Below are 18,215 nucleotides of genomic sequence, written 5' to 3'. Positions count from 1 at the left end.
GATGCACCACATCATCTTCGCGGCATTCATGTCCGTGCTCATTCCGGCGACGCCGGCCCTCGCGATGTCATCGGCAACGTCGTCGGCGACACCATCGGCCAACATCGGCACTGCCCCCGCGCCGTCGATCACGTTGGACGACGCCGAGATCGAGCGGATCATTCTCGATGCCCTGTCCGATCGGCATGTCGATACCCGTTCGGCGAGCCTGGAGTTCTCCGGCCAGTCGGCGCGCCTCACCCTGCCCGCCGATGCCGTCGTTTCCGTCGAGCGTCTGACCTTCACACAGTCGAACGGCCGCTTCGCCGCAGTCATTTCGGCACGCACGCCGGACGGACGCGCGCAACGCATGACCGCCATCGGCCGGATGCACGCCAACATCGACATCCCCGTTCTCAACCGGCGTGTCGATGCCGGCGAGGTAATCCGGCAAGGCGACGTGCAATGGGTCGCCATGCAAGAGCACGCGATTCCGGCGAACGCCGTTTACGAACCCCGAGAGCTGGTCGGTTTCGCACCGCGTCGCAGCCTGCGTGCCGGTACGCCGGTGACCAGCGCCGACCTGGTCCGCCCGGTCGTCGTCGCCAAGGGCTCCGTGGTCATGCTGGTGCTGCGAACCCCCACCATGTTGCTCACCGCCCGTGGCCGGGCGCTCGAAAACGGCGCGATCGGTGAGACAATCCGCGTCAGCAATGATCAGAGTCGCACTGTCGTTTCCGGCGTCGTCCTGGCCGATGGTCAGGTCGCCGTCGACGGCACGCCGCCGGCGCTTCGCTAGGCGAAGCGGGAGTGTGAGGAGCAGAGCCGATGAAGCTCAACACCCATCAAGCGCTGATCGTTGCCGCCATGACCGCCGTGGTCCTCGGCGGAACGAGCGGCTGCAGCATGTTCACCCGGCTTTCGGAGGTGGGGGAATATCCGGGAATGTCACAGATCAGCAACCCCCAGGCGCAACCAGGCTACCGGCCGGTGAATCTGCCGATGCCCGCAGCGCAACCGTATACCGATAATCCGAATTCGCTGTGGCGCCCAGGTGCCCGCGCCTTCTTCAAGGACATCCGCGCCAAGGAGGTGGGTGACACCGTCACGGTCCGCCTCAATCTCTCTGACAGCGCCAAGATGCAGAACGTGACCAAACGCAAACGTGACGACAACGAGGCGATGGGGGTGGATTCGATCCTCGGCTACGAGACCAAGCTCGGAAAGTTTCTGCCCAACGCCGTCGACAACGCCAACCTCTTCAAGTTCGCCACTAAGAGCAACACAGACGGCGACGGCAACATCGGCCGCAGTGAAAAGATCGAGTTGACCTTCGCGGCGATGGTCGTGCAGGTGCTGCCCAATGGCTCGCTGGTAATCAGTGGCCACCAGGAAATGCGCGTCAACTACGAGATGCGCGAGCTGATGCTCACCGGCGTCGTTCGCCCGCAGGACATCGATTCCGACAACTCGGTCTCGCACGAGCGGATCGCCGAAATGCGCGTCGCCTACGGCGGCCGCGGGACGATGAGCGACCTGCAGCAGCCGCGCTGGGGCACGCAAATCATGGACATCCTCCTTCCGTTCTAGCCTCGTCGTCCCGTGCGCGGGATTTGGCCCGTGCGCGGGATTTGGAAAGTCGGGCTTGCGTCGCCATCTAGGGCAGAGCTTGGGGCTCTGCCCGCCATGCACCGCGCGGACGGTGAGCGCGGCGCATGGCGGGCACGTCTCGCACGCTCTGGACGGAGATCCTGGGATGATTGACCTTTACTATTGGCCGACGCCAAACGGCCATAAGATCACGATGTTTCTCGAGGAGGCGGGGCTGGACTACCGGATAACGCCGGTCGATATCAGCGCCGGCGATCAATTCAAGCCGGAGTTTCTCGCCATCAGCCCCAACAATCGCATGCCGGCGATTGTCGATCAGGCTCCCGCTGATGGCGGCGAGCCGATCGCCGTCTTCGAATCCGGCGCCATACTTCTTTACCTCGCCGAGAAGACGCAAGGGTTCCTGCCGAAGGACGTGCGCGGCCGCAAGACCGTCTGCGAATGGCTCTTCTGGCAGGTCGGCGGACTCGGTCCGATGGCGGGGCAGAATCACCACTTCGTGCAGTACGCGCCCGAGAAGATCGCCTACGCCATGACCCGCTACATCAACGAGACCAACCGGCTCTACGGGGTGCTCGACCGCCGGCTGGCCGGCCGTGCCTTCCTTGCCGGCGACGACTACACCATCGCCGACATGGCCTGCTATCCGTGGATCGTGCCGTGGAAGCGTCAGGAGCAGAATCTCGACGATTTTGCCAATCTGCGCCGCTGGTTCGATACTGTTCGCTCGCGCCCGGCGACGGTGCGAGCATACGAAAAAGGCGAGCCGTGGACGAGCCGTCCGACGGTCACCGAAGAAGGAAAGAAAATTCTTTTTGGACAACGGGCAGCCGCTTCTACCGTCTGATCTCCCGGCGACATCATCCGATCGCGCCGCAGAGGTCGCAGCGGCCGTGAGGGTCCATAGGCGCTTCCGACGGAGGCGCCCTACTCCTCGCGGTGCGTTCGCTCCATCCGCTCGTGTCGCTCCTGCGCCTCGACGCTGAGCGTCGCGATCGGCCGGGCCTCCAACCGCGAGATCCCGATCGGCTCGTGCGTCTCCTCGCAATAGCCGTAGGTGCCGGCATCGATGCGCGCTAGCGCCTCATCGATCTTGGCGATCAGCTTGCGCGCCCGATCCCGGGTGCGCAATTCGAGCGCCCGATTCGTTTCGGACGAGGCGCGGTCGGCAATGTCGGCTTCGGTAAACCCGCCGTCCTGGAGCGACTGAAGAGTCTCGGTCGCTTCCTCGACAAGCTCTGCCCGCCAACGCAAAAGCTTGCGCCGGAAGTATTCCAGCATGACCGGACTCATGAACGGCTCGTTGTCGGACGGCCGGTAGTCGTCAGGAAGTTTCACGGTCATCACGGTCTGCAAGGGAGGTTTAATCCTCCTATCGGAACGGCGCGCAATATAATTTCGGAGGATCGGCGCCGCAAGCGCTAAATTTGTGTCCCTTTCTCAACAACCCATTGAGATATTGAGAAAATGTACATGACGGACTGGAGCGTGCGAAGAGGGTCACCGAAAGACGGAAAATCACGGCGATCGGGTCAACTTGGCGATTTCAACCTCGGCCCGTAATTCGATCTCATCGATGATACCGTCGAGATGCGGGTCGTGCGCGCGCCTGCGTTCGGAGCGCATCGTGCGCGCGAGATCGGCAAGGCGCGATGGCGCGACGCCGCCGCCGAGAATATCGCCACGCAACTGCTCGAGCCGTTCAAGAATGGCCGCACCGTAGCGCGTGGTCGCTTGCCGGCGACTTTGTCCTTCGTCGATCGCAATTTCCTGGACACCGAGAAGCGCGGCAAGCGGCGTGGGCGGAGCAACGCCCGCAGGCTCCTCGGCCGCTTCCGGCGCGGCGCTTTCCAGCAAGGCCGAGAAGCCGGCGGCTGACGCGGAACGGCTTCCTGGCTTGCGCTGCGCGGCGGCAAGAGGACGGGCACGGTCGACGATCGGCGGTCGCATCGGAGCAGGCCTCGCGGTAGCATCGGCATCGGACTTCCACGCTCAAGTCTGCCATCCGAGAGATGAGGATTGCGTTAACCGGATTATTGATGCGGTCGCCAGGGCGCGCCGGCAACATTGGCATCGACCGACGCTGCCGTTAGGCTGGTCGATACCACTTTGGAATGGACAATGCGGTGCGAACAGCCCCGACGTGGATGCGAACAATCGCTCTGGTGGCGCTGGCGGCGGCGCTCGCCACGGCGTTGCGCCTGTTGGTCATCGAAGAGCCCGAGTTCGCGTGGGTATGCCAAAGCGCCGCACCGCCGTGGTGGTGTCCGCTGCGTGCGGATATGATCGCCCTGCTACAGGGGGGATCGCTCGGCTTTATCGCCCTCGCCGTCGGCCTTCTGGCGATGGCGCGCGGTTGTGTTACGGCTGCTCGCCTGGCCTTAGTCACCGGCACCGCCGGCCTAGTCCTTTATCTGCCAGAACCCGCAGCGGGAGGAGCGCTGATGGGAGCGCTGGTCATGCTCCGACGCTAACTTTCGTCGGCGACCGGCAGGCGGGATGGTTCGAGCGGCGAATCGCAGGCGGACGCCTCCTTTCGAGGCCTCGTTTTCCCGTTCTCCATCTTCTCATGCACCTGCATTCGATCCACGACCACCGCCGCTGCGAAGACAAGGGCCATCGCCGTCCAGCCGAGCGCCTGATGGTTGTCGATGCCCTCCTGGACCGCGACGACGAGGCCGCCCGCGGCGAGAACCGTGGCGAGCAGCCGTTCTTCGGCCAGCGTGGGAAGCGAAATCGCCGACACCCCGTGACGCGCAGTACGCCGTCGAACGATCGCGAGCAGCAAAAAGGCGATGGCCGGAATTGCGTAGAGCGCCGAAGGAAAGTCCCGGTAGCGGGGATCGAAGACGAGGCAGAGCGTCGAAGCGGCGGCACTGAACAGCGAGACCGCCCGCACCAGTCCCAGCGCCGCCGGCCGCCAGGCGGAATCCGGCAACCGCCCTCGGCGCAACGCCGCGATCCACGCCTCCATCGACAGCGGGCAGACAACGTTCTCGCGATCGGCGCCGAAGCCGGAGCGGGCACAAGCGTCGAACACGAGCACGGCGGACGCGACAGCGCAGAGCGCGCGAAGGCACAGCACCAGCCAGTCGTAGACCGTCCGGGCGGCAATGAGACCGTCGTAAACGCCGACGACCAGCAAGGTCGCGGCAGCGCTGGCTCCTAAGGCAATCACGAGCCAGCCGGAGGCGGAGAGTCGGCGCGTCATCAAGGTCGGCAGCAATAGAATTAGCGAAAGAACAGTTGTGAACCCGGCTTTCGTCGTCCAGCAAGGATCGTCGGAGACAGGACCGAAGAGCGGAAACTTCGCCGCCCGTTCAGCGTCGAGCAGACCCCAGTGCCCGCCCACCGTGCCCTCGAGCCGGCGTTTCCACGGTTGATCGAAGCTTTCGATCAAGTTGAGGCCGATACCGGCCCGCTCCGCCGCTGCCATCAACTCGCGGACGAACCGGGCCTGGTTGACGACCCCAGGTCGAGCGCCCTCGCGCATCCGTCCAGCCGAGGGCCAGCCGGCCTCGCCGATGAACACACGCTTGTCCGGAAATGTCTCAGACATCATCCGCCAGATTTCGACGACATGCGCAACCGCTTCGTCGATCGGTTTGGGGTCGTCCTCCCAGTAAGGCAGGGTATGGATGGTCACGAAATCAACGGCTCTTGCAACGTCCGGGTAGCGCTTCCAGAATTCCCAGACGTCGGCATAGGTCACCGGAACGTGGACTGCTTTGCGAACCCGCTCGATCATGGCCGCCAGCGCTGCGGGCGGCTGTTCCCGCCGCAGCAGCACCTCGTTGCCAACAACGACAGCGCTGACCGTCTCCGGATAACGATTGGCGAGATCGATGACAGTGGCGAGTTCGCGCTCGTTTTTTGCCCGCTTACGTCCGATCCACGCGCCGAGCATCACCGTCATCCCGCGCGCCCGCGCGATCTCCGGTACGGCCTCCAGACCGTGATTGACAGAATAGGTGCGCACGCAGCGGGTAAGCGATTCCAGGCGCGCGAGGTCCCGGTCGATCTGCGCCGGCGAGAGCATGAGATCCTCGTCGAAGGGCGACTGATCGTCTTGATAGGGCGCGAACGAAACGCAGGGCACTTGCGCCGATGGCGGCTCGGCAACCGCAATGGGACGACCGTCCCACCACCAGTAGCAAAGCATCGGCGCCAACGCCACGAACCAGAAGAACACGGCAAACCACCGGCTGCGGCCGGCGCCGTCGAGCGGTGATGATGTCGGGGTTGCCATGGATCCGAACGAGAGTGGTCGATTGCGATGCACTGTCAGAGATTTAGCTGATCACATCCCCCAGGTATAGTCCCTGGTGTTCCCGCTCCGGTGCGGCTTATGCGACCGGTTAGCCGGAAAAGCGGACCTTGTACCCCCAATTGTCAAGCCGCGAGGGAACGGCATTAAAGGCAATGGTGATCCGCCGCTCACCCCGGTTCGTCGGCACCTGGTGCAGCAGGTAGCTCGGGAACAAGATGACATCGCCCGGATCGATCGTCGGCACGATCCACTTCTCACCGTTGAACGGGTTGATGCTGGCATTCTTGTTGTGGTTGCTGAAGACGAATTCACTACCGCCGAGCCGGCGGAGGAACACCGTCAACGTCGATGGGTGCGGTCTGGTTAGGTAGGCGACAACCGAAATGAAGCTGTTGGCATGGATGTGCGGCGCCTGGTGACCGCCGGTATCGAGGACGTTGACCCACATCCCGCGGATCGACCAAGGCAATGTCTCGCCGAACAGCACCGCGCCGGACTCCGCGAGTTTGGTCGTAATCAGCTTACGGATCGCGGCAAACGGCCCCTTGATCTGCGGGCCGACGGTTTCAGTGTGAGCGAGAAGGTCGGATTTTGTGTTCGTCTTCCATTCTGATGCCTCAATAGTGACGAGAAAGGAGGCAAGACCGCATCGTCGAGTACCTTCGTTGCCCGCATGAACGGCGTCGGAAACAACCCGATGACCTGGTTCATCGCACGACTTCCTGATGGCCGGATCGCCCCGCTACAACCGTGACGGTGCGCGCTTGCGGCCCCTGCGTGTGCCCGATCCCAGTGCCTGGCCCAGGACCTTGGCAAGCGGCCGATGGGCCATCCGACTAAACAAAAGCCATCGTGGGTGCAAGCCGCGGCAACAGCGGCCGATGAAGAATTCAGCCGCCGTTTCCAGGCGAGCTGGTAACCGGCTGTTCACCTTTGGCCGTTACCCTTTGGTGATCGAGCCCGATTCCAGTCGGGCATACCCGAGACATTGACCTGGAGAATGCGATGCATGCCAAATCATTCCTGTCGGGAGCCTTGTGTGCGCTTTTCCTCGCCGCCCCCGCCTTCGCCGAGGATCGGGCGACCGCCGCAGAGGCGGAGGCGATGGTGAAGCAAGCAGCGGCTGCCATCAAAACCGATGGAGCGGAAAAAGTCTATTCCGAGATTGACGACCGTGAAGGCGGTTTCGTCGACCGCGATCTCTATATCGTCGTCTATTCTCTCGATGGAAAATGCCTCGCTCACGGCGCTAACAAGAAGCTGATCGGCAAGGACCTCATCGATATTCAGGATGTTGACGGAAAATACTACATTAAAGAGCGCATGGAACTTGCAAAGACTAAGCAATCGTTTTGGCAAGACTATAAATTCACAAATCCAACAACAAAAAAAATTGAGCCAAAGCAGATGTATTGTGAAAAACTGGACAATTCTGTCGTCTGCGGTGGAATATATAAATCTTAAAAATCATACTGCGATATTACCCGCAAAATGCGGGTTTATAATATAGCGGCGTTATTTTATTGCCCGCCAGACGAGAAGAAAATGTCGATGCACGTCCGTTTCAAGGATGTTCCAGTCAAACTGAAAATCCTGATGGTGCCGGCGGGGATGATCGCTGCCATGGTCGGGCTCGGTGCCTACGCTTTTGTTCTACTGACAACAAACGCCTTCGGCATCGATCGCTTGGCGCGAGATACAATTGAGCCTTCAATCGTCGCCAGCGATTTCTCGTCTGCAATCAATCACAAGGAAAGTCAACTTTACCGCGTTATCTCGATCGCGGCGAACGAGGACGACGAAGCCAAGCTCGACGAGATGACAAAAGAGACGATCAGCGACTTCAAGGCATTCGCCGGCGCGTTCGCAGCGATGAAAACAGCGGTTATCACCGCTGGGATCACGTCACAAGAGGCCGAAGCGTTGGAGACGGGCTTCACCGCGTATATCAAGTCGGCCATTAGTGTCATCGATATGGCCAACGGCGATGCGGCAACCGCCCTGACCATGATGACCGGCACGCAACGAAAGTTCGACGCCTTCTCGGAGACTTTCGATCGGGCTCTGAGTGAACTGAAAAAGGGCCGTGCCGACGGCGTTTCCGCGCTCAAATCGTCGATGAACCAGGCGCGGCTGACGTTTCTGGCCGTAATCGCCGCGGTTGCCGCCTTGGCCATCGTCGTGGCGATCTACATCAGCCGGGTTCTCACCGCGCCAATGATCGGTCTGGCGATGGCGGTACCGCGCATTGCCGCGAAGGAATACGACTCACAGATTCCGGCGCTCGATCAGGGTGACGAGATCGGTCAGGTTGCCCGGGCGATCGACGTGCTCCGCATGCAAAGCCGTGAGGCCGACCGTCTGTCCGCAGAGCAGCAACGAGAGCAGGACGCCCGGGCTCAGCGCGCGCAGACGGTCGAACGGCTGGCGAGCCAGTTTGAGGCGGGCGTTACGGCAGCCATGGCCGGCATTTCCGCCTCGACAGAGGAGATCCGGAAGCGAGCCGGATCTGTCGCCGGCGTCGCCGACTGTGCCGGAAATCGGGCCAACGCGGTTGCCGCTGCCGCCGGAGAAGCATCGTCCAGCGTAGGATCCGTCGCCGTCGCGGCGGAAGAGCTATCGGCAACCATCGCCGAGATTGGCCAGCAGGTGAGCGGATCGGCCAGGGTCACGCAGCTCGCCGCCGAGAAGGCTGACCGGACCAACGAGATCGTCGCATCGCTGTCGACCACCGCCGAGCGCATCGGCGAGGTCGTCGGCCTGATCAGCAACATCGCAGCGCAAACCAACCTCCTCGCACTGAACGCGACGATCGAGGCCGCGCGCGCCGGTGAGGCCGGCAAGGGCTTCGCTGTCGTCGCAAGCGAGGTCAAGTCCCTTGCTCAAGCGACGGCGGACGCCACCCAGGAAATTTCGAACCATATTGCCGCCACCCAGGCGGCTGCCACATCGGCGGTCGAAGCGATCCGCGATATCGCCCAGACGATCACCGAGGTGAACCATTCCGCATCGGCGATCGCGGCGGCGGTGGAGCAGCAAACGGCGACGACGCATGAAATTACCCGCAGCGTCCAGTACGCCGCCGAGCGCACGCGCGATGTCTCGGCCAATATCGTCGAAGTCGGCGGTGCCGCCGGCGAGGCGGGCCAAGCGGCAACGGCCGTGCTGTCCGCCGCGTCCGGCCTCGGAACGCAGTCGGATTCGCTGCGCCGAATTGTTGGAGACTTCCTCAGCGGGGTCCGTGCCGCCTGAAAGCTGCGCGTCCCAACCGGTCGCGCGGCCCCAACCGACCTTACGACTCGTTCGGCTGTAGCCTGGCGCGAATTGCCTCGCGTAACGGCGGCGGCAGGGCGCCGATAGCCTCTTCGACGCGCCTCAGCACGCCGCGCGTGGCATAGAGCTGGTCAAGCAACGACAGAACGACGTCGAGCGCCTCCTCATCGACGGAGAGTTCCTGGCGCAGTTCCCGGATGAGACCGATCCGCGCCTCGTCCAGCTCATCGAAGACAAACCCTTGATCCGTCGTCCGCGGACGGACCCAGCGGTGTTCGATCCACGCCTGCAACTCGACGTGCTGCAAGTGGTGGATGCGCAGAATATCGTCGAAATTTGGCATCTCTCGCCCTCACCGCACCCGGTAGGGATGGGTAGCACTCCATTGTTCGATCAGCCGGATCAGGTCCGCATCCGGCGGATCGGGGAGCATGACGGTCAATGTGACGTAATGGTCGCCGCGCGGACCGCCGCCGGGCGCGGGAGCCCCCTTGCCGCGGACGCGCATGCGGGTCCCCGAGTTCGAACCCTTCGGTATGGTCATGCTGACCGGCCCGTCGACCGTCGGCACCTCGATCTTGCCGCCAAGGATCGCTTCGCTGAGCGTGACCGGCAGATCGGCGAGGATATCGTTGTCCTTGCGGATGAACACTGGATGCGGACGGACCTTGAGCGTCAGATGCAGGTCGCCGGATGGACCACCCATCGTGCTCGGGCCGCCCTGCCCCTTAAGCCGCAGCGTCTTGCCGTCGGTCGTCCCCGCCGGAATGGTAACCTTCAGGCGCCGGCTGTCGGGCAGGAGAATCTCGCGCTGAGCCCCGTTGACGGCGTCGAGAAAATCAACCTCGATGTGCTGACGCACGTCCGCGCCGCGCACCTTGCGCGCGTCGCGCCGGGCGCCCCGGAACAGGTCGGCGAAAATATCCGCCCCCTCGAAGTCGTGAAAAAACTCGCCGGGATCGGCGTAGCGACTGTTCGGACCGGTCTCGGCGTAATCACGGTAGAAGCGGCGCTCGGCGCGCGGAGCGCCCGACGCATCGATTTCACCCTTGTCATACGCCGCCTTCTTCTGCGCGTCGGTCAGGAAATCATAGGCGGACGTGACCTCCTTGAACTGATCTTCCGCTTCCTTATCGCCGGGTCGCAGATCGGGGTGCAACGCTCGCGCCAGCTTGCGGTAAGCCAACTTGATCGTCTTGGCATCGGCGCCTTTATCGACGCCAAGAACTTCGTAAGGATCGCGCATTATCCGTCTTGCCCGCGGCTCCAGCCAGTCGGCATCCTATCGCAACCCATCGCTGCCGACAAACCATGCGTCTCCCAAATCAGGGCTATCGCATCCGGCAACGGCAGAATCTGGTGGAGGGAATCTTGCCTGTAGGGAAAGTGGTGGGGCGGGTCGCGCTTGTGCTGTCGCGACGAGCCCTACGGCCCTGGCTGAAGATCGAACGGCTACCTCAGTACGCCCCCGAACGGAGCGACATCGAAGCGGCATTTCCACGCCCACCAAACTTTCCACGATCCTGGCCACCTCGACCAGCCATCCATGACGATCTGCCCGCTTCCGATGATCCAACAGCCGGCCGGTGCCGGAAGAGAGTGTAGCGGACTCGGCCAAGAGCGCTTCCGGCGCGGCATCCGCCAGCGAACGGATCGCTCGCAGCGGACGCTCCTTCCGGGCCGGCGTTTCAAGGTTAACGTAGGAGAACAGCTCCTTCGACCGCTTGTCCGATCCCAGCACCTCTTCCCTCAACAAGCCGCGCCCACCGAGCCAATCATGCCACTTACGGCCTGCTAGCGCCGATCCGAGAAGAATTGACGGAGGAGGATTGCGGCCGCCCGCTCTTCGACACCGCCGACGACCTCGGGGCGATGGTGGCATGTGCTCTGCTGGAAGAGTCTCGGGCCATGCACGACACCGCCGCCTTTGGCGTCGTACGCACCAAAATACAGGCGGCGCAAGCGGGCCAGTCCGATCGCAGCGGCGCACATCGCACACGGCTCAAGGGTTACGAACAACACGCAGTCGGCAAGGCGCGGCGTTTTGAGGATGGCCGCGGCTTGTCGGATGACTAGGATTTCGGCGTGCGCCGACGGATCCGACAGTTCTTCGACACGATTGCCGGCGCGCGCCAGGACTCGCTCGCCGTCAGGATCAACGATGATCGCTCCGACCGGCACCTCGCCCCGTGCCGCCGCCGCCCGCGCCTCATCCAGGGCAAGGCTCATGAAACGCATCGCCGCCATCCGAGGCTCCTCGACGAACTGCGATAGCGATTGCCAGCGGAGCTTCAGTGGATAGCCTTAAGGCTCTGCCGCGCTTCGTCAATCGTCTGAAAGTTACACCCCTTGGCGAGAGCCGGCGGCGACGCGTTGGTAACCGCTTTGGTCAGCGGTCGGGCGTTGTCCGGCACGTACCAAGTGATCTTACTCTTTTGATAGATGCAGATGCGGACGGCATCCCCGTCAATCAGCGTCGCCTGATTGTTTTCGCCGCAGTCATGGGGCTTGCAACTCCAGGCCATCAGTGTGCCGCCTTCGGCGAGGATCGGCGCCGCCGTGTTCCAGCCGAGGAGAATGTCCTTGTAGGCCTTGGCGCCCAGCATCCTGGTGCCGGCGTCGCGCAACGCGGCATTTTCGTAAAAGCCAGGCTTAAGATCGAATGGATACTTGCCCTGCCACTGCGCCGCGCTCGGCAGGTCAGACGCAGCCGCCCAACTCGCGAGAAAAATGGCCGAGAACGCGACCAGCGAAATTCTGAGCACCAAAAAGCGCGACATCGTGGACTCTCCCGCTCTGCCGCGAAAGATCCGCAGCGTCACAGAAAAGAAAAAATCCACGCGTCGCGCTTTGCAAGCGGCTTATCGGCGATTTGGCGAAAGCTTTCATCCGCGCGGCGCGGTTCAGCCGTCTCAGCGGAACATTATCTTTCCATACGGTTGGGCGATTGACGGATGCGCTCGGGCGCGCGACCATGCCGCCGGGATGATGAACCGGCCCAATCACACCGCGAGAGGGGAAGGTCCGCTCGACTGTAACCGGACGCCCCTTCTATTTTTCGGATTCGTCAACGGGATGCCGAACCGATGAACACTGCCCCGGCGCGGCCGGCTCTTGCCATTCGCGAGGCGCTGCGTCGCAAGGATTTCGTCGCGGCAGAATCACTGCTGCAGCAGCGGCTGTCGGACCAGCCCGACGACGGCGTGGCGTGGCGCGACCTCGCACTCGTCCTCGCCGCTGGTGGGCGACCCACCGAAGCTGTCCAGGCGTTCGCATCGTGCGTGGAGCGGGGGATCGATAAGAACGCTGTCGCCTTCAACTACGCTGCCGCCCTGTCGGACGCCGGCGAAAACGCCCATGCCGAACGGCTGCTTCGCGAGGTCCTCAGCCAGCGGCCGCGACAGTTCGATCTGACCAACCTGCTCGGAGTCGTTCTCAAGCGTAGCGGCAAGCTTGACGAGGCGATCCAGTTTTTTGAGCAAGCGCGCAAGCTCGACGGCAAGTCCCTGTCGCCATGGGTGAACCTCGGCAATACCTGGCTCCTTCTCGGCAATCCGCGCAAGGCGCAGGATGCCTTCGCCCGCGTCGTCCGCCTGGCGCCGAAGGACCCGGAACACTGGCGCCTCCTTGGGGTTTCACAGCAGCGCTGCGGTGCCGTCGTGGAGGCGCGGCGAAGCTTCGAGCGAGGTCACACACTTAATCCCCGCGATACCCGCGTCGCCGGTGATCTGATCGAGATCCTGATCGAGACCGGCGAATTCGATAAGGCGCTAGCTCTGATCGCACGTACCCGGCAACTGACGCCGAACGACGCCCGCTTCGACATCGCCGAGGCCCGTGTCTTGCGTCGGCTCGGTCGGACCGACGAAGCCCGCGAGCGGCTGGAGCAGATTCTGACGATCCATCCAGATGACGAGCGTGCGCTCTTCGCCCTCGCCCGCTTTATTGAAAAGGAAGACCGGCAGGCGGCCAACGGCTACTTCCGTCGCGCCCTTGCCGCAAAGCCGAACTCGATCGAAATCGCTGCGGCCTTATGTGAAAGTCTCAACCGCAGCCGCTACGGCGACGAAGCGGCACACATCGAGGAGTCCTATCAGATCGCCGTTTCGATCGCCGATCGTTGCGGCAGGCACGCCCGCTTCGAAGCGCGGACCTTGCGCGGCGTATTCGCTCGTTGCGTCGACTTCGATCGGATCGACTGCGCCGGGTCCCTCGAGGACCTCGCGCCCACATGGATCGCCGGCTGTTTTCTGTCCGCCTTTCATCTTGAACTCGCCCAGGCGCGAAGTGCTGAGGACCGCTACCGTCTCGTCGACTGGCACCGGGATCTGGGCGACGTTTTGCAGAGACGAATCCCGCGCCGCCCCGTAGCGCCGGCGATCGGCGGTCGGGCAAAGATGCGCGTCGGTTTCATGTCGAGCGACCTGCGCGCGCATCCGGTGACGTATTTCGCGCTGCCATTGCTGGATTTTTACGACCGCGACCGGTTCGAGGTCTTTTGTTATTCGTTTTACGAGCGCCAGCGCGACGACGTGCAAGCGGCGATCGAGGGCCGCGTCGACGGCTTTCGCTGGTGGCCCCGGCGACCGGAGGCCGAGGTCGCCGAAGGCATTGCAGCCGACGACCTTGACATATTGTTCGAGTTGGGCGGCTCGACGGAAATGAACAAGCTCGAGGTAATGGCCTATAAACCGGCGCCGATCGGTGCGAGCTGGCTCGGCTATCCACACTCGTCCGGCTTGACGTCCATCGACTACATTCTTGTCGACCCGTTTATCAAGCCCGAAGATCCGAAGCTGCTCGTCGAAAAACCCTTTGAACTTCCGGAGACATGGGTGGCCCTGGGGCGGCTGGGTTTCGTCGACGTTCCAATCATCGGCACCATTCCACAGGAGCGCAAAGGCCACATCACCTTCGGGACGATGAACAATCCCTACAAGTACACGCCGCAATGCGTGGATGCGTGGGCGCGTATCATGGCGGCGACGCCCGGTTCACGCTTCTTGTTCGTTCGGCCCGAAGGCGGCGTGCCGGCGTTTCGCCGGAATATCGAGGCAGCATTCGCAAAACGGGGCATCGAGCCTGAGCGTATCGAATACACCGCCGTGCGCGGCTCCCATCTGCCGCACTACAACGACATCGACATCGCCCTCGATACGTTCCCGCACGTCGGCGGGACAACGACGTGCGAGACGCTATGGATGGGCGTTCCCGTCGTCAGCCTCGCGGGGCCGGCATTCTTCGAACGCCTGAGCCTCAGCAACCTGAGCAATGCCGGCCTCGCCGATTTATGCGCAACGGACATTGACGGCTACATCGCCAAGGCGCTCGAACTCGCCGAAGACCGGTCTCGACGCCGCGCTCTGCGTCTGCGCCTGCGCGGGCAAATTCGCAATCATCCCCTGGGGCAACCGGAGCGGTTCAGTCGTGCGTTCTACGACGCGGTGGAGCGGGTCGTCGGCCAGTGAAAGCCGTCATTCTCGCTGGAGGGCGCGGCACGCGGATCAGCGAGGAATCGCACGCGCGTCCCAAACCAATGATCGAGATCGGCGGCATGCCAATCCTTTGGCATATCATGAAGTCATATGCCGCCCATGGCGTGTGCGACTTCATCGTCTGCCTCGGCTATAAGGGATTCGTCATCAAGGAATTCTTCTATAATTATCTCCTTCATCGCAGCGACGTCACCTTCGATTTCCGTGCCAATGTGACGACCTTCGGCCTTTCACGCGCCGAGCCATGGCGCGTAAGCCTGATCGATACCGGCGAGGCGACGGAAACCGGTGGCCGACTGCGGCGAATTCGCGATCTGTTGTCCGATGAGGACTGCTTTTGCATGACCTATGGCGACGGCGTGGCCGACATCGACATTTCCGCCTCGATCGACTTTCACCGTGCGCACGGGAAGCTGGCGACGATCACCGCCGTGCAGCCGCCCGGCCGCTTCGGGCGGCTGGCGCTCGATCAAACCCGTGTTGCGTCCTTCCTTGAAAAACCACAGGGCGACGGAGACTGGATCAACGGCGGTTTCTTCGTGCTCTCTTCGCAGGCGATCAATTTCGTTGCCGACGACCGGACCAAGTGGGAGGAAGGCCCGCTGCGCCAAATCGCGGCCGCGGGCCAGCTCGAAGCCTTCATCCACCGCGGCTTCTGGCAGCCGATGGATACGATGCGCGACAAACTGGTCTTGGAAACCCTGATAGCCGAAGCGCGAGCACCGTGGATGACATGGGCGGATTAGCGCGCGTTGATCCTGAGTTCTGGCGCGGCCGTCGCGTGCTGATCACCGGTCACACGGGCTTCAAGGGCGCGTGGTTGGCCTGCATCCTCAGCCGCTGGGGTGCGAACGTCTTTGGAATCGGCCTTGCCCCGGAAACGACCCCCAGTCTTTTTGTTCAGTTGGCGCCGTGGTCTAATCTGGACTCGCGCCTCGTCGATATTCGCGACCGGCAAGCCCTCGCGTCCGCCGTTGCCGAAGCCGATCCGGAGGTCGTCTTCCACCTCGCGGCTCAGGCGCTGGTCCGCCGCTCTTATCGGGAGCCGGTGGAAACCCTTGCCAGTAATGTGCTCGGCACCGTGCACCTGCTTGACGCGCTGCGCGGCTCACGGCGACTTCGCGTCATACTCCTTATCACCAGCGATAAGGTCTATCGTAATATCAACGATGGTGGCGCCTTCTGCGAGGATGCGCCGCTCGGCGGCGATGATCCCTATAGCGCATCGAAAGCGTGTGCCGAGATCGTCGCCCACGCTTGGTCCGCAAGCGGGTTCTTGCCATCGCAGGTGCGTCTTGCCACGGCGCGCGCCGGCAACGTGCTCGGCGGCGGCGACTTCGCCGAGGATCGGCTCATCTGCGACGTCATACGCGCCGCGGTCAATGGGCATGCCCTGACCTTACGCTCGCCGGCGGCGACTCGGCCGTGGCAGCATGTCCTTGATGTCGCCCGCGCCTATCTGCTCTACGGCCAAGCGTTGCTGGACGACACCGCCGAGCTTCCGGCAACGCTCAACATCGGGCCGGGCGGTGGAACCCGCCACACGGTGGCACAAACGGTCAAGGCGTTCATAACCGCTCTCGGCGCGGACGTCCGCATCGAGATCACGCCCGCATCGGAGACGCCTGAAAAGGAGTTTCTTGCTCTCGATCCGGCGGCAGCCGCTTCTGCGATCGGTTGGCACTCACATCTCGACTTCAGCGAAACCATTGCCTGGTCGGCCGCGTGGTACCGGGCGGTACTGCGCGACAAAGTGGGCGCCCGGCAACTCACCGAAGAGCAGATCGACAGATACTTCGAAGAGGTTGCATGCTCACCGGACCTGTCTTATGTCGCGGATGCTCCGCGCCGCTGAGTACCACTCTCGCCGATCTCGGGCGGACACCGCTCGCCAACGGCTTGGTTTCGCGGGACAAGCTCGAAGGGGTCGCCCGTTACCCTTTGCGCGTCGTGGTGTGTGATCGTTGTCGCCTCGTCCAACTCGATCGCGATCTGCCGCCGGCATCGATGTTCTCCGATTACCTTTATTTTTCGTCCTATTCGGCTTCGTGGCTGGCGCACGCCCGCACCTACTGCGAGGCGATGATCTCGCGTCTTGGCCTCGAAGCGAGGAGCCGCGTCGTCGAGATCGCCAGCAACGACGGCTACTTATTGAAAAACTTCGTTGCCCGCGGAATTCCGTGCCTCGGCATCGAACCTGCCGCCAACGTCGCCGCCGTCGCGGTTGCATCGGGGGTCCCTACGCTTGTGGACTGGTTCACCAAGGACCTTGCCGAGCGCCTGCGCAGGGACTTCGGCCCCGCTGATCTCATCGTCGCCAATAACGTCTTCGCGCACGTCCCTGATATCCACGGTTTCGTCGCCGGAATCGCCCGGCTGCTCGCGTCTGGCGGCGTATGGACGGTTGAGTTTCCACACGTGCTCCGACTGCTGGCCGAAACGCAGTTCGATACGATTTATCACGAACACGTCTTCTACTTCTCGATGCTGGCGCTAGAGCCGATCTTCGCCCGCCATGGTCTCGTCGTCAGCGACGTCGACGAACTGCCGACGCATGGCGGCAGTCTGCGCCTACACGTCCGTCATAGCGGGAGCGCAGCGGACATCAGCGCCGCTGTCCATGCCGTCCGGGCGGCAGAGAGTGCGGCTGGTCTCGGCGATGGCAGCGCGTATGCCGGCTTTCAAGATCGAATCGAGCGGGTGTGCGAAGGCCTTCGCCGCTTTCTCTCGCAAGCCCGCGCGAAACACCGGCGCGTGGCCGCGTACGGCGCCGCAGCCAAGGGAGCAACTCTGCTCGATACCGCGGGGATCACCACATCGGACATTCTTTACGTGTGCGATGGCAATCCGCATAAGCAAGGGTTGTTTTTTCCCGGCAGCGGTCTGGAGGTCGTCTCTCCCGAACGCATCGCGACGGACCGGCCCGATGATGTGCTCGTCCTGCCGTGGAACCTCGCAGACGAGATCGGCCGCCAGCTTGGTTCTATCGTCGAATGGAAAGGCCGGCTCGTCCGGGCTATTCCGGCCCTGAGCGTCTGGGAACCGCCGCGATGATCTGGACGCCGACAGCGATTGCGGGCGTGCTCACCGGCACACCCGAGATAATGGAGGACGAGCGCGGCTGGTTCACCCGCGTTTATTGTCGCCAGGCTCTTGCCGATGCGGGAATTGATTTCGTGCCCTCGCAGATCAGCGTTTCGCACAATCACTGCGCGGGTACGGTGCGCGGCATGCACTACCAGTTGCCGCCGGCAGAGGAGCGCAAACTCATTCGCTGCATTGCTGGCCGCGTTTACGATGTCGTCGTCGACGTCCGGCGCACTTCGTCGACCCATCAACGCTGGGTCGCCGTTGAACTCGACGTCGACACTGGAAACGCTCTGTTCGTTCCAGCGGGTGTCGCTCATGGCTTTTTCGCGCTGAGCGATCACGCCCGCCTTGAATACATGATCGACGTACCCTACGCGGCCGAGCATGCTCACGGCGTGCGCTGGAACGACCCCGCGTTGGCGATTTCCTGGCCGGGCGAACCGGCGGTGATATCGGAGCGCGACCGCGCCTGGCCCGATTATGGCGGGTGAACGGGT

The 18,215-nt window shown here is 62.9% G+C and carries 19 protein-coding genes; 11 read left to right on the top strand and 8 right to left on the bottom strand.

Annotated features, from left to right (window positions below; translation table 11 throughout):
• Position 1: 1 nt before the first annotated feature.
• From flgA to IPK66_03865, 3 genes are all read left to right on the top strand, one after another.
• A complete protein-coding gene (gene flgA / locus IPK66_03875) occupies positions 2-778 on the top strand; it encodes a flagellar basal body P-ring formation protein FlgA (GenBank protein MBK8174434.1) in 777 nt (258 codons plus the stop codon).
• A 29-nt stretch (positions 779-807) separates the two neighbouring features.
• Complete coding sequence (locus IPK66_03870; protein MBK8174433.1) at positions 808-1,569, top strand: flagellar basal body L-ring protein FlgH; 762 nt, start codon at positions 808-810, stop codon at positions 1,567-1,569.
• Between the two features lie 166 nt (positions 1,570-1,735).
• Entirely contained in the window at positions 1,736-2,437 is a 702-nt protein-coding gene (locus tag IPK66_03865; protein MBK8174432.1) for a glutathione S-transferase N-terminal domain-containing protein, read from the top strand.
• Positions 2,438-2,517: 80 nt separating this feature from the next.
• Here the strand turns inward: IPK66_03865 and dksA are convergent, their stop codons facing one another.
• Both dksA and IPK66_03855 read right to left on the bottom strand, forming a co-directional pair.
• Positions 2,518-2,934, bottom strand: a complete 417-nt coding sequence (gene dksA / locus IPK66_03860; protein MBK8174431.1) for an RNA polymerase-binding protein DksA — start codon at positions 2,932-2,934, stop codon at positions 2,518-2,520.
• Between the two features lie 174 nt (positions 2,935-3,108).
• Positions 3,109-3,540, bottom strand: a complete 432-nt coding sequence (locus IPK66_03855) for a flagellar assembly protein FliX (protein MBK8174430.1) — start codon at positions 3,538-3,540, stop codon at positions 3,109-3,111.
• A 176-nt stretch (positions 3,541-3,716) separates the two neighbouring features.
• On the opposite strand from IPK66_03855, the gene IPK66_03850 reads away from it, so the two are divergent.
• Entirely contained in the window at positions 3,717-4,064 is a 348-nt protein-coding gene (locus IPK66_03850) for a hypothetical protein (protein MBK8174429.1), read from the top strand.
• Here IPK66_03850 and IPK66_03845 read toward each other — a convergent pair.
• Together IPK66_03845 and IPK66_03840 are read right to left on the bottom strand one after the other, a co-directional pair.
• A complete protein-coding gene (locus IPK66_03845) occupies positions 4,061-5,839 on the bottom strand; it encodes a hypothetical protein (GenBank protein ID MBK8174428.1) in 1,779 nt (592 codons plus the stop codon). The genes IPK66_03850 and IPK66_03845 overlap by 4 nt on opposite strands.
• Positions 5,840-5,948: 109 nt before the next feature.
• Entirely contained in the window at positions 5,949-6,347 is a 399-nt protein-coding gene (locus IPK66_03840) for a hypothetical protein (GenBank protein MBK8174427.1), read from the bottom strand.
• 518 nt (positions 6,348-6,865) lie between these two features.
• Between IPK66_03840 and IPK66_03835 the strand changes: the two genes are divergently transcribed.
• Positions 6,866-7,324, top strand: coding sequence for a cache domain-containing protein (locus IPK66_03835; protein MBK8174426.1), 459 nt, complete (start codon positions 6,866-6,868; stop codon positions 7,322-7,324).
• An 81-nt stretch (positions 7,325-7,405) separates the two neighbouring features.
• Positions 7,406-9,112: a HAMP domain-containing protein gene (locus IPK66_03830; GenBank protein MBK8174425.1), complete on the top strand. Its 1,707-nt coding sequence runs from the start codon at positions 7,406-7,408 to the stop codon at positions 9,110-9,112.
• Positions 9,113-9,152: 40 nt separating this feature from the next.
• Here IPK66_03830 and IPK66_03825 read toward each other — a convergent pair whose 3' ends face one another.
• The 4 genes from IPK66_03825 to IPK66_03810 all read right to left on the bottom strand — a co-directional run bounded on the left by IPK66_03825 (position 9,153) and on the right by IPK66_03810 (position 11,913).
• Positions 9,153-9,476 carry a hypothetical protein gene (locus tag IPK66_03825; GenBank protein ID MBK8174424.1) on the bottom strand — a complete coding sequence of 108 codons (324 nt, stop codon included), beginning with the start codon at positions 9,474-9,476 and terminating at the stop codon, positions 9,153-9,155.
• A 9-nt stretch (positions 9,477-9,485) separates the two neighbouring features.
• Positions 9,486-10,382 carry a J domain-containing protein gene (locus IPK66_03820; protein ID MBK8174423.1) on the bottom strand — a complete coding sequence of 299 codons (897 nt, stop codon included), beginning with the start codon at positions 10,380-10,382 and terminating at the stop codon, positions 9,486-9,488.
• Between the two features lie 545 nt (positions 10,383-10,927).
• Positions 10,928-11,380 (bottom strand): nucleoside deaminase, encoded by a 453-nt coding sequence (locus IPK66_03815; GenBank protein ID MBK8174422.1) that lies wholly within the window; start codon positions 11,378-11,380, stop codon positions 10,928-10,930.
• 44 nt (positions 11,381-11,424) lie between these two features.
• Complete coding sequence (locus IPK66_03810; protein MBK8174421.1) at positions 11,425-11,913, bottom strand: hypothetical protein; 489 nt, start codon at positions 11,911-11,913, stop codon at positions 11,425-11,427.
• 306 nt (positions 11,914-12,219) lie between these two features.
• Here IPK66_03810 and IPK66_03805 point away from each other — a divergent pair, with 306 nt between their 5' ends.
• The 5 genes from IPK66_03805 to IPK66_03785 are packed head-to-tail and all read left to right on the top strand — an operon-like array spanning position 12,220 to position 18,209.
• Positions 12,220-14,601: a tetratricopeptide repeat protein gene (locus tag IPK66_03805; GenBank protein ID MBK8174420.1), complete on the top strand. Its 2,382-nt coding sequence runs from the start codon at positions 12,220-12,222 to the stop codon at positions 14,599-14,601.
• Positions 14,598-15,374, top strand: coding sequence for a glucose-1-phosphate cytidylyltransferase (gene rfbF, locus IPK66_03800; protein ID MBK8174419.1), 777 nt, complete (start codon positions 14,598-14,600; stop codon positions 15,372-15,374). The genes IPK66_03805 and rfbF overlap by 4 nt, the downstream gene beginning before the upstream one ends.
• Positions 15,362-16,483: a CDP-glucose 4,6-dehydratase gene (gene rfbG / locus IPK66_03795; GenBank protein ID MBK8174418.1), complete on the top strand. Its 1,122-nt coding sequence runs from the start codon at positions 15,362-15,364 to the stop codon at positions 16,481-16,483. Before rfbF ends, rfbG begins: the two co-directional genes overlap by 13 nt.
• Entirely contained in the window at positions 16,438-17,682 is a 1,245-nt protein-coding gene (locus tag IPK66_03790) for a class I SAM-dependent methyltransferase (GenBank protein MBK8174417.1), read from the top strand. The genes rfbG and IPK66_03790 overlap by 46 nt, the downstream gene beginning before the upstream one ends.
• Complete coding sequence (locus IPK66_03785; GenBank protein MBK8174416.1) at positions 17,679-18,209, top strand: dTDP-4-dehydrorhamnose 3,5-epimerase family protein; 531 nt, start codon at positions 17,679-17,681, stop codon at positions 18,207-18,209. Before IPK66_03790 ends, IPK66_03785 begins: the two co-directional genes overlap by 4 nt.
• The last annotated feature ends 6 nt before the right edge of the window (positions 18,210-18,215 follow it).

The organism is Rhodospirillales bacterium, from assembly GCA_016712595.1.
Lineage (GTDB): Bacteria > Pseudomonadota > Alphaproteobacteria > Rhodospirillales > Defluviicoccaceae > Defluviicoccus.
This window is presented reverse-complemented; position numbering and strand designations above follow the sequence as displayed.

Coding starts and splice junctions, on each gene's coding strand:
- rfbG (MBK8174418.1), top strand. CDS start 15,362: ATGGGCGGATTAGCGCGCGTTGATCCTGAGTTCTGGCGCGGCCGTCGC.
- IPK66_03855 (MBK8174430.1), bottom strand. CDS start 3,540: ATGCGACCGCCGATCGTCGACCGTGCCCGTCCTCTTGCCGCCGCGCAG.
- IPK66_03825 (MBK8174424.1), bottom strand. CDS start 9,476: ATGCCAAATTTCGACGATATTCTGCGCATCCACCACTTGCAGCACGTC.
- IPK66_03870 (MBK8174433.1), top strand. CDS start 808: ATGAAGCTCAACACCCATCAAGCGCTGATCGTTGCCGCCATGACCGCC.
- dksA (MBK8174431.1), bottom strand. CDS start 2,934: ATGACCGTGAAACTTCCTGACGACTACCGGCCGTCCGACAACGAGCCG.
- IPK66_03865 (MBK8174432.1), top strand. CDS start 1,736: ATGATTGACCTTTACTATTGGCCGACGCCAAACGGCCATAAGATCACG.
- IPK66_03835 (MBK8174426.1), top strand. CDS start 6,866: ATGCATGCCAAATCATTCCTGTCGGGAGCCTTGTGTGCGCTTTTCCTC.
- IPK66_03810 (MBK8174421.1), bottom strand. CDS start 11,913: ATGTCGCGCTTTTTGGTGCTCAGAATTTCGCTGGTCGCGTTCTCGGCC.
- IPK66_03815 (MBK8174422.1), bottom strand. CDS start 11,380: ATGGCGGCGATGCGTTTCATGAGCCTTGCCCTGGATGAGGCGCGGGCG.
- IPK66_03785 (MBK8174416.1), top strand. CDS start 17,679: ATGATCTGGACGCCGACAGCGATTGCGGGCGTGCTCACCGGCACACCC.
- IPK66_03790 (MBK8174417.1), top strand. CDS start 16,438: ATGCTCACCGGACCTGTCTTATGTCGCGGATGCTCCGCGCCGCTGAGT.
- IPK66_03830 (MBK8174425.1), top strand. CDS start 7,406: ATGTCGATGCACGTCCGTTTCAAGGATGTTCCAGTCAAACTGAAAATC.
- flgA (MBK8174434.1), top strand. CDS start 2: ATGCACCACATCATCTTCGCGGCATTCATGTCCGTGCTCATTCCGGCG.
- IPK66_03845 (MBK8174428.1), bottom strand. CDS start 5,839: ATGGCAACCCCGACATCATCACCGCTCGACGGCGCCGGCCGCAGCCGG.
- IPK66_03805 (MBK8174420.1), top strand. CDS start 12,220: ATGAACACTGCCCCGGCGCGGCCGGCTCTTGCCATTCGCGAGGCGCTG.